Source organism: Salipiger mucosus DSM 16094, from assembly GCF_000442255.1.
Classification (GTDB): domain Bacteria; phylum Pseudomonadota; class Alphaproteobacteria; order Rhodobacterales; family Rhodobacteraceae; genus Salipiger; species Salipiger mucosus.
In genome coordinates this window covers 296,453-305,913 of sequence record NZ_KE557275.1, presented here as the reverse complement: position 1 = coordinate 305,913, position 9,461 = coordinate 296,453, and the positions used below count along the sequence as shown (strand labels likewise).

The window sequence follows — 9,461 nt, the reverse complement described above, 5'->3', positions numbered from 1 at the left end:
GTCGTCCTGCACGGTATAGCCTTGCCGGCTGTTCGACGCAGCGAGAAGCCCGGTCAGCTGCTCGACGGTCGAACCGGTCTGCGGCGTGGCCAGCAGGACGACATCGCCGATGCCCACGCGGTAGGGCCCGGGCGAGACCGGCGGCGGCAGCCGCGTCTCGAGCCCGCCGGGCCGGGCACGCGATTGAAAGACCGGGTCGGGCACGGCCCCTGCCCCGCGCGTGGCGCTCGGCGCCCCGGCGGTCTGGAAGAACACGGCCGGCAGTTGCTGCGGGCTGTAGGTCGAACTGTTGGCGACCAGCACGCTTTGCGGCGTAATCTCGGCCACGCGAACCTTCGTGTCGCCGTCGCGAACAGGATTCACCTTGGGCGATTGATAGACAACGTCACATCCCGCCACTGCCAGCAACGCGCAGGCGGTTAGAATCGTCCGGATCATGTCTTACCCCTATCCCTCAATTCCATCTGAACGCGGCTTCTGTTTTTCGTCCTGGCCGCGCGTATCCCGTCCATGAAAAAGGGGAGCAGAACACGCGGTTCCGCTCCCCTTCTACAATTGAATGTCGCGTCTGTCAGTTCAGGAAGGGAGTCGTCGACGGCGTGGTCACCGTGGACGACGACGAACCGCTGCCGCTGGCCGACAGTGCGGCGGCCGCGGTCACACTCCCGACGACAGCAATCGTGCCGGCGGTGCCGAGCGTGCCGACAAGACCGGTGGTCGCAGCCGTCGTTCCGGCACCGGCCGGAATCAGCGCGCCGTCCGGGTCCTCTTCGGTGTCGGCGTTCTGTGCAGTTGCCGCAGAGCCGAGTGCGATGGCCGCCATGGTGACGGCGCTGAGAATGGTCGAGCGAGTCATGGTCGTACTCCTCTATGGGGGTTGAATCGTGGGTAACGCATTCGCAGCAATCCCGCAATGCGCGAAGTCCTGAATGGCTCTGCAAGCTTATAGAATCTCGCAATTGCAAAATCATTCATCTTTCAGAAGTTCGATTTCCAGGTAACCGACCTCCGGACCGACCCATTGGACCGATTTCCGCAGGGTTCCGCCACCGTCGAACCAGTAGTGATTCTCGAAATCGCGGTCCGGGTTGGTGCAGTCCTCGACGACGTGTAGCGCGCGGAAGCTGCGAAACGCCGTGCTGGCCGCAACGCCGGACTCGCGCCGGAAATCGCAGACGAATGCACTCGTGTAGAGGTGATCCTCGCCGTCGAGGTAGCGATGGACCCGCACCGCCCGGCTGCGACCGCCGCGCAGCGCTTCGAAAACCTGCGTGATGTCGGCGCTCATCAGGTCGCCGCCCAGTCCGCGCGAACCGACGAGCACGCCGCTCACCATGTCCAGCGCGATGCGGTCCTGCGTCTGCCATGTCCGGACGGCGCCGTTTCGCGCTATCGCCGTGAGGGTCGCCTGGGCATCGCGGTCGGGAATCCCGGCGAAGATGACCGGGCCCGGGACGCCGGCGACCATCTGCGGGGTCAGGCTGTCGCGCAGATCCACCTGGGGGCCGTCCTGCGCGACGAGCGAGCCAAGCTCGGCCAGCCCGAGGCGCACGGCCTCCCACCGGCCGTCGTTGCCGCATGCCGCCGTCAGCGCCAGCGCCGCCAATGCAATCCGAAGGCCGTGTCTCATCTCCAGAACCGCCCCCATTCGGATTGCAGGTCGGACCGCTGGTAATCGCGCACGCTCTCGTAGAGCCGCCCCGGTACCGCAAGACGCGCACCGCCGTCCCGCTGGGTCGGACGCACCGTCCGCGCCAGCGTCTGTTTCGACGGCTGCCCGGAGATCACAGACAGCGGGATCTCGATCCGGAAACCCTTGTCGAAGGAGCCCTCGCCGAAGTCGTCGAAGGACACGTCCGTGAAGGTGGCGAAGGCACCCAGCCGTACGCCGTTGTCGAACTCGCGCCCGACCGACAGGGTCGCGCCCCAGTCCCCGGCAAGATAGCGGCCCGCGTCGACCTGGTACTGAAAGCCGTTGCGTCCCTCGACATAGGTCGAGAGGTGGCCCGTCAGGATGTCGTAGTCCTGGAAATCGAACCCCTGGTCATAGGCCCGCTTCCGCGCGTAGTTCATTTCGAGTCCGACGCCGATGCGGCTGTCGACAGGCTTCCACAGAAGCTCGCCCGAAAGGCCGCCGAACATGGGCTCGAGGTAACCGGCGGTCACCCGGCCGTAGAGGTCCTTGCCCGGACGGAAATACTTGGCGGCCGTCAGGTTGGACAGGGCCGTCTCGCCCTCCTGTGCGTAAAGCGCGACGTCGGTCCTTACCCGCGGCAGGACGGAGTCGGAGCGCGGCAGGTCCTCGACGTTGCCCGTCAGCCGGTGGCGAACGGCACCGGAAAACACCAGGCCCGGCGTCGGCTCGAACGAGGCGCTGGCCTCGATCCCGACATCGGTGCGAAGCGGCTCGCGCGGGTCGAAGACGGCCGTGCTGAGATAGGGCCCGACGCCCCAGTTGAAGATCGGAAAGCGGCCCTCGGGCGCGATCGCGTCTTCCGCGACCGGATGCGCATCCTCGAACCCTGCGCGCGCGAACATCTGCCACGATCCGTCAGGCGCATGTTCCAGCTCCTCGAGATCGCCGCGCCGCACGACCACGCGCGAGACCGGCAGTCCGCTGGCGGTCACAGGCACCAGCGCGATCGTCTCGATCGAGCCGGGCAGCCGCGAGAGAACGCGCGCCGCGCGACCAAGCGCCTGGGCGCCGTTCATGTAGGTCGGGTTGCGGAACCGCACTTCAACCTCGCGGGCACCCACGGACATCGCGTCGAGCAACAGGCCCTCGTCGGCCAGGGCCTCGGACACACTGGTCCGCAAGGTGTCACCGACGCCCGGGCGCTGCGTCCACCCGAGATCGTCCGCCGATCCCGCCGGCCGCATCGCGACCGGGACCGGCGCGCGCCCGGTGCCGCCCGGCAGGGTCCCCGGCGACTTCGGGTTGAAGGTGTAGCTCAGGTTCACCGCGACCGTGGACCCATAGAGATAGGCGCCGGTCAGTGACACCCCGTTGTCGAACCGCCACGTGGCGCCGAGGTTGAGCGGCGAGTCGCGGTCGAACCCGATGTTCTCGGACTCGGCCTCGTAGGCGTCCGAGGAATACTCCGCCGTCAGGGTCAGCTTGTCGTTGACCCGGTATTGCAGGCCGCCGAAGAACGCGGCGTCGCCCTGGAACCACTGATCGGCATCCAGCTGACCGGTCTGCGCGATGCCCCCGGTCTGGTCCGCGCGGTCCTCGAAGCGGTTGTCCAGCACGGCCAGCGGATTGCGAAAACCGTTGAAGCTGCCGAACCGGCCCCAGCCAAGGCCGCCCGTCGCCCGCAGTCGCCCGAAGGTCTTGGTCGCGGCCACGTATTCACCGGCAAAAATGCCGGTGCCGCCGAAATCCTGAAGGCCGACAGACACCGCCGGCCGACGCGCCGTTTCCTCCATCAGGAGGTAGCGCACGTCGAAACTGCGGTCATAGTAGTCGCCGCGCCCGAGATAGTTGTCGATATAGGCGTATCGAAAGACACCGGACAGCCGCGGCGTGATCTGGAAGTGCAGCGTCCCGCGGGCGGTTTTCTCCATCGCCGAGACCGTCAGCGAAAGATCGGCGTCGTCCATGGCATGGCCCGACGGCATGTCGATCAGCCCGGGCACGCCCATGAAGTTCAAGGTAGGCCGGGTCCAGACGCGCTCCTGCGGCGTGGCGGCGCCGGGAACGAGGATCAGCGACAGGCTCCCGCCCAGCAGAATCGGCCGGAACGCTCGGATAAATCCGTCACTGGTCATCTTGCCTGCCTCTCCGTGTCCGGGCGACCGTCACGCGGTCAACTTTCTCGGCATCGCAACCCAGGGTGGCAACACCTCGCCCTCGCATTCCCTCACTGTCTGGCGACTTGGACTGACGATGGAAACAGCTTATTTCCCCGGCATGAGATTTTTCCGACGAAAGCGTGCCCCGAAGATCGCATTCGATGCACCGTTGAGCCCCGAACTGCCCTTCTACGCGGTGGGCGACATCCACGGCTGCGAGGGCCTCGTGCGCCAGCTTCTGACCCGCCTCGAGGCGGGATCGGACGCCGACGCGGCAAAGCTGGTCTTCGTGGGCGACTACATCGACCGGGGCGACGAGAGCGCCCAGGTCCTGACCCTTCTCTCCGGCATTCAGGAGGAGATGGGCCGCGAGTCCGTGATCTGCCTCAGGGGCAACCACGAGCAGATGCTGATCGATTGCCTCGACGATCCGGTCGGCACCGGCGCGCGTTGGATTCGAAACGGCGGGCTCCAGACACTCGCCAGCTACGGTGTCGCACCACCGCAGCGCGCCGAGGGCGACGACGCCTGGCTTGCCATGCGCGACAGCCTGCGCGAGGCGATCGGTGAGCGGGTCGAGACCTGGCTGCGCGGGCTTCCGGTCATCTGGCGCACCGGCAACGTCGTGGTTGTCCACGCTGGCGCCGATCCAGCCGTGCCAATCGACGACCAGTGGGAGGACATCCTTGTCTGGGGGCACCCGGATTTCAGAAAACGCCCCCGGACCGACGGGCTCTGGATCGTCCACGGACACACCATCGTCGACGCGGCGCACAGCGAGAACGGCCGCATTGCCGTCGACACCGGCGCCTATGCCACCGGGCGCCTGACCGCAGCGCATGTGCGCGAGGGCGCGGTCGACTTCTTCTCGACCGGCTGAACGCCCGCGAGGCTCAGTGCAGCGGGACGCGCCGCAGCACCGTCGCGAGGATCAGCCGCGCGTCGTAGCAGAGGGTGCGGCGCCGCGCGTATATAAGGTCGAGCCGCGCCTTCCGGGGCACGCAGCGCCGGGTATAGACCGCCTCGGTCTCGTCGGCCGAGGCGCAGGGCGCCAGCAGCCTTTCCTCGGTGCGGTGATAGGCCAGCGTGGCAAGCCCGGTGACCCCCGGCCGGGCGCGCAGCACCTCGGCGTAGAGCGCGGGAAACATCTCGGTGTAGCGACGCAGCGGCGGGCGCGGGCCGACGAAGCTGATGTCGCCGCGCAGGATGTTCCAGAGCTGCGGCAGCTCGTCCAGCCGATAGCGGCGCAGCACACGCCCCGTTCGCGTGATTCGGTCGGTCTTGTCGCCGCCCGAGACGCCCCGGTCGGCCGAATCGGGCCGCATGGTGCGGAACTTCCACAGCTGGAAACCCCGCTCCGGCGTCGTCATCCGCTCGGAGAGGTAGAACACCGGCCCGCCGTCGCGCAGCGCGATCAGCAGCGCGATCGCCGCGATGACGGGGATGAGGACGACCGAAAGAACCAGCGCCAGAGACAGGTCGAATGCCCGCTTGCCCGCTGTCATCGGGCCCGCCTTGCGGCTTCGATCGCCGTCTCGGTAGGCGGGTTTCCGCGGTGATGTGTTGCCGCCACTGTCCTGCGCTCAATCCCGTTGTTCTCGAAGCTTGATCTGTCTATCACCGAAAAGAGCCGTTAAGGAAGGCCGGGACCGTCTCGGCAACTACTGGGGGGTAGTGAATTGGCCTCGACACTCAGACTCATGGCCCTCGTGGCGACCGCCTTTCTCGCGGCGGCCTGCAGCCTGCCCCGCGGGGCGGCGCTTCAATCCGAGGTTCTGCGGGAATCGCGGGCCGAGATCCCGTCCTTCCAGGTGGTCTCCGTGACCCGGGCCAACATGTCCGCCATCGCTTCGTGGCCCCGTACCGGCTGGGAGAGCGGCTACAGCTGGCCGAAGACGCAGAACGGCTCGAACTCCAACATCATCCACACCGGCGACCGCGTCGACATCACGATCTGGGACAACCAGGAAAACTCGCTGCTGACCAACGAAGCCGAGAAATCGACCGTTCTCTCGGGGGTCGAAGTCGGTCCGAACGGCGCGATCTTCGTGCCCTATGTCGACGAGGTCTACATCCGCGGCCTCACCCCGGCCGGCGCACGCGCCCGCGTGCAGGCCGAGCTGGAGCAGATCGTGCCCTCGGCGCAGGTGCTGCTGTCGCTGACGCAGGGCCGTGCGAACTCGGTCGAGGCCGTGGGCGGCGTCGCCGCGCCCGGCAGCTTCCCGATGCCGTCGCGCAACTACAAGGTGCTGGGCCTGCTGGCCGATGCCGGCGGCATTTCGCAATCGCTGCGCAACCCCCGCGTGCGGCTGATCCGCGGTGGCACCACGTACCAGATTTCCGCCGACGCCCTCCTCGAGGGCGGTGCCTACAACGCGCTGCTGCGTGCCGGTGACACCGTCGTCGTCCAGGAAGACGACCACAGCTTCACCGCGCTCGGTGCCTCGGGGACCGAGGACCTGATCTATTTCCCCAAGGACGACCTTGCCGCGCTCGAGGCGATCTCGCTGATGGGCGGGCTTTCGGACAGCCGGGCCGACCCCAAGGGCGTTCTGGTGCTGCGTGAATACGACGTGCGGCATCTGCGTTCGGACGGCAACGCGCCGAACATGCAACAGGTCGTCTTTACCTTCGACCTGACTTCGGCCGACGGTCTCTTTGCCGCCCGCAAGTTCCTGATCCATCCGGGCGACACCGTTCTTGCGACCGAATCGCCGGTCACCCAGGCCGAGACGATCTTCGGGCTGGTGGGCAGCGCCTTCGGCCTGACGCGCCAAGTCGCCACCGTCACGAACTGAGCGGCGGCGTCATGACGCCGTCCCTGCCACGGACCCCGGCCCGATGACCACGATGATTCCGGCCTGGGTCGATGGCACGCTGCAGCCCGTTGAAAAGCTGCGCGCCCACCGCGAGGCGCTGCGACACAAGGCCGTTTCCGTCTTCGTGATGCGGAGAGACGCGCTGCTGATCCAGCGCCGTGCGGCGGGCAAGTACCATACGCCCGGGCTATGGGCGAACACCTGCTGCACGCATCCCGACTGGGGCGAAGACCCGACCGACTGTGCCCATCGGCGCCTGCGTGAGGAACTCGGGATCACCGGGCTTTCGCCCCGGCATCGCGGCGTGGTGGAGTATCGCGCCGATGTCGGCGGCGGACTTGTCGAGCGCGAGGTGGTCGATCTCTACACCGCCGAAGCGCCCGCCGACATGCCCCTCGCGCCGAACCCGGTCGAGGTCATGGCAACCCGCTGGATCACGCTTGCCGACCTGAGGCAGGACCTGGCCGAACACCCCGAAGTCTACACGCCCTGGCTGCGCATCTACCTCGCCGAGCACGCCGACCGAATCTTCGGCACCGACGGCTAGCGGCGACGCTTCAGGTAGACGTAGTAGGCTCCGCTGCCGCCGTGCTTGATATGCGCCTCTGAGACCTGCAGCACCGCCGGCGCGACCGGCGCCATGCGCAGCCACTGAGGCACCTGCGTCTTGAGCACCCCGCGCCGCCGCGGCATCGGATCGTGCGGATCCTCGCGCAGACCCTTGCCGGTGATGACCAGCACCAGCCGCAACCCGCGCGCCTGCGAGGACAGGATGAATCCCGTCAGCGCCGGGTAAGCCTGATCGAGCGTCATGCCATGCAAATCGATGCGCGCCTCGGGCACCAGCTTGCCGCGCTTGAGGCGTCCGTAGGCCTTGGAATCCATGCGCACCGGCTCGCGCGAGAGCCGGTCCGACGTCGTGCCGGAAAAGTCGTGCGTCTCGGTCCGTGGAAGGGCGCGCGTGCCCATGTCGAAGCGCGGCAGCGGCGCCGGATCGGCCTTCGGGGTTTTGACGCCGGCGCCTCGGTCACGTCATTTTTCTTCGGCTCGGGCTTGCCCGGCAGCGGATCGGCCGTGCGCGCGACCTGCCGCCAGAGCTCCAGCTCATCCTTTCGCAGCCGCCGTCTGCTCATAGAATGGATTCCGGCAGCAGCGCATAGGCCCGCTGGATCGGCAGAAGCACCACCATGCGGCCCGGGTCCTTCAACTGCCCGGCCAGCCGCCCGGCCTCGTCGCCAGTGCCAAAGAAGATGTCCGCCCGCTGCGCGCCCTTGATGGCCGAGCCGGTGTCCTGCGCCACCATGAGCCGCCGCATCGGTTCGGCGCCATCCTTCTCGAGCCAGACCGGCGCGCCCAGCGGCACATACTCGGGATCGACCGCGACGGAGCGTAGCGGCGTGACCGAACGGTTCATCGCCCCCAGCGGCCCCTTGTGCGCGGGCACCTGGCTCACCTCACGGAAGAAGACGTAGGAGGGATTGTGATACAGCAGCTCGGTCCCGTCGTCGGGGTTGCCGCGCACCCAGCTGCGGATGGTGCCGGCCGACACCTCGTGCAGGTCGAAGGTGCCGCGCCGCACCAGTTCCTGGCCGACGGACCGGTATGGATGGCCGTTCGCCCCGCCATAGCCCACGCGGATGCTGGTCCCGTCCGGCAGACGGATGCGGCCAGACCCCTGGATCTGCAGAAAGAACAGCTCGACCGGGTCATCCACCCAGGCGATCTCGAGGTCGCGCCCCTCAAGCACGTTGGTCGTCAGGATCTCGCGGCGCGAAAGCCAGGGGCGCGTGTCCTGCGCCTCGGGCGGCATGCGGTGCACGGGATAGCGGTAGCGGGGGCTGGGATACAGCGAGCCGTTCAGCTCGGGCTCGAAATAGCCGGTAAAAAGCGCGTCCTCGGGATCGCCGATCAGGACCGGGCGAAAGAACAGCTCGAAGAAATCGCGCGCATCGTCGGTGTCCTGCGCGACGGCGCAGAGGCTGCGCCAGTCGGGCTCGTCCAAGTCACGGCATGTCTCGAGGAAGACCGAAAGCGCCGCGCCGTGGTCGTCCTCGGACCAGCCGTCCAGCGCCTCGAACGGCAGGATCTCGAAGGAGGGACCATCGGTCCCGGCCGCGTCTGAAGTGCCGGTCATCGTGAAACCCGCCAGAAGCGCCGCCAGGACCGACCGGGTCATTCGTCCGTCGCGACCAGTTGCCAGTTGGGATCGTCGCTGCCCATGTTGCGCGCAAAGGTCCAGACGTCCTTCTGGCGCTTGACCGCGGTCGGGCTGCCCTCGATCACCTCGCCCTCGGCGTCCTTCACGACCGAGGTCAGCTCGCCGACGTATTTCACGGTGATCTCGGCCAGGCCGTCGCTTTCGTCGAAGGTCGCATCGGCCAGCGACAGCTCGCGGACGCCGATGAACTCGGCCTCGACGGTCAGGCCCTGCTCGCGGCGGGCGGCGACGACGCCGTCGAAGGAGTCATAGACATCGTCCGCGAGGAAGGGCCGCAGCTCGTCCATGTCGCCACGCTCGAAGCCCATGAGGATCATCTCGTAGGCACCGCGCGCCCCCGAGAGGAATTCGCTCACGCTGAACGAAGGCTCGACGCGCTTCATCTTGGCCAGCGCCTCGGCGGCGGGGCTGTTCTCGGGGACGTGGTCAACGATATCGTGATCGGGACCTCCCTCGATCACCTCGAAATCGCGCCGCGCGTCGTCGCGACGGCCTTGGGACGAGGGCACTTTCGGTTTCTCGAATCCATCCCGCGTGCCCAGGACGCTGCGAAGACGCAGGATCAGGAAAATGGCGATCCCGGCTAGGACAAGCAGTTGGACAATTGGCATGTTCATCGGCACCTCTTG

10 protein-coding genes and 1 pseudogene are annotated in these 9,461 nt (G+C 67.3%); 3 read left to right on the top strand and 8 right to left on the bottom strand.

The features are described 5' to 3' along the window. The 4 genes and pseudogenes from SALMUC_RS30430 to SALMUC_RS10825 all read right to left on the bottom strand — a co-directional run. Positions 1-327, bottom strand: a pseudogene (locus SALMUC_RS30430) (polysaccharide biosynthesis/export family protein); the annotation flags it as partial. Between the two features lie 244 nt (positions 328-571). After that, positions 572-856 (bottom strand): hypothetical protein, encoded by a 285-nt coding sequence (locus SALMUC_RS10835; RefSeq protein WP_020039473.1) that lies wholly within the window; start codon positions 854-856, stop codon positions 572-574. Positions 857-967: 111 nt separating this feature from the next. Continuing rightward, positions 968-1,606, bottom strand: a complete 639-nt coding sequence (locus tag SALMUC_RS10830) for a YjbF family lipoprotein (protein WP_020039472.1) — start codon at positions 1,604-1,606, stop codon at positions 968-970. Positions 1,607-1,626: 20 nt separating this feature from the next. Next, positions 1,627-3,771 carry a YjbH domain-containing protein gene (locus tag SALMUC_RS10825; RefSeq protein ID WP_020039471.1) on the bottom strand — a complete coding sequence of 715 codons (2,145 nt, stop codon included), beginning with the start codon at positions 3,769-3,771 and terminating at the stop codon, positions 1,627-1,629. Between the two features lie 193 nt (positions 3,772-3,964). Here SALMUC_RS10825 and SALMUC_RS10820 point away from each other — a divergent pair, with 193 nt between their 5' ends. Beyond that, complete coding sequence (locus SALMUC_RS10820; RefSeq protein ID WP_020039470.1) at positions 3,965-4,675, top strand: metallophosphoesterase family protein; 711 nt, start codon at positions 3,965-3,967, stop codon at positions 4,673-4,675. A gap of 13 nt (positions 4,676-4,688) precedes the next feature. Here SALMUC_RS10820 and SALMUC_RS10815 read toward each other — a convergent pair whose 3' ends face one another. After that, positions 4,689-5,300, bottom strand: coding sequence for a sugar transferase (locus SALMUC_RS10815; protein ID WP_020039469.1), 612 nt, complete (start codon positions 5,298-5,300; stop codon positions 4,689-4,691). Between the two features lie 195 nt (positions 5,301-5,495). Between SALMUC_RS10815 and SALMUC_RS10810 the strand changes: the two genes are divergently transcribed. Together SALMUC_RS10810 and idi are read left to right on the top strand one after the other, a co-directional pair. Beyond that, positions 5,496-6,593 carry a polysaccharide biosynthesis/export family protein gene (locus SALMUC_RS10810; RefSeq protein WP_020039468.1) on the top strand — a complete coding sequence of 366 codons (1,098 nt, stop codon included), beginning with the start codon at positions 5,496-5,498 and terminating at the stop codon, positions 6,591-6,593. Positions 6,594-6,636: 43 nt separating this feature from the next. Next, entirely contained in the window at positions 6,637-7,161 is a 525-nt protein-coding gene (gene idi, locus SALMUC_RS10805) for an isopentenyl-diphosphate Delta-isomerase (RefSeq protein ID WP_020039467.1), read from the top strand. On the opposite strand, the gene SALMUC_RS10800 is transcribed toward idi, so the two are convergent. The 3 genes from SALMUC_RS10800 to SALMUC_RS10790 all read right to left on the bottom strand — a co-directional run bounded on the left by SALMUC_RS10800 (position 7,158) and on the right by SALMUC_RS10790 (position 9,449). After that, entirely contained in the window at positions 7,158-7,583 is a 426-nt protein-coding gene (locus SALMUC_RS10800) for a Smr/MutS family protein (RefSeq protein WP_021120222.1), read from the bottom strand. The two genes, idi and SALMUC_RS10800, sit on opposite strands and share 4 nt — an antisense overlap. A 160-nt stretch (positions 7,584-7,743) precedes the next feature. Then, entirely contained in the window at positions 7,744-8,790 is a 1,047-nt protein-coding gene (gene mltA / locus SALMUC_RS10795) for a murein transglycosylase A (protein ID WP_020039465.1), read from the bottom strand. Then, positions 8,787-9,449: a Tim44/TimA family putative adaptor protein gene (locus tag SALMUC_RS10790; protein WP_020039464.1), complete on the bottom strand. Its 663-nt coding sequence runs from the start codon at positions 9,447-9,449 to the stop codon at positions 8,787-8,789. Before SALMUC_RS10790 ends, mltA begins: the two co-directional genes overlap by 4 nt. Positions 9,450-9,461 lie beyond the last annotated feature (12 nt).

Excerpts from the sequence above, each read along its gene's own strand:
- SALMUC_RS10835 (WP_020039473.1), bottom strand. The coding sequence starts at position 856 with ATGACTCGCTCGACCATTCTCAGCGCCGTCACCATGGCGGCCATCGCA.
- SALMUC_RS10825 (WP_020039471.1), bottom strand. The coding sequence starts at position 3,771 with ATGACCAGTGACGGATTTATCCGAGCGTTCCGGCCGATTCTGCTGGGC.
- SALMUC_RS10815 (WP_020039469.1), bottom strand. The coding sequence starts at position 5,300 with ATGACAGCGGGCAAGCGGGCATTCGACCTGTCTCTGGCGCTGGTTCTT.
- SALMUC_RS10810 (WP_020039468.1), top strand. The coding sequence starts at position 5,496 with ATGGCCCTCGTGGCGACCGCCTTTCTCGCGGCGGCCTGCAGCCTGCCC.
- idi (WP_020039467.1), top strand. The coding sequence starts at position 6,637 with ATGACCACGATGATTCCGGCCTGGGTCGATGGCACGCTGCAGCCCGTT.
- SALMUC_RS10800 (WP_021120222.1), bottom strand. The coding sequence starts at position 7,583 with ATGGGCACGCGCGCCCTTCCACGGACCGAGACGCACGACTTTTCCGGC.
- mltA (WP_020039465.1), bottom strand. The coding sequence starts at position 8,790 with ATGACCCGGTCGGTCCTGGCGGCGCTTCTGGCGGGTTTCACGATGACC.
- SALMUC_RS10790 (WP_020039464.1), bottom strand. The coding sequence starts at position 9,449 with ATGAACATGCCAATTGTCCAACTGCTTGTCCTAGCCGGGATCGCCATT.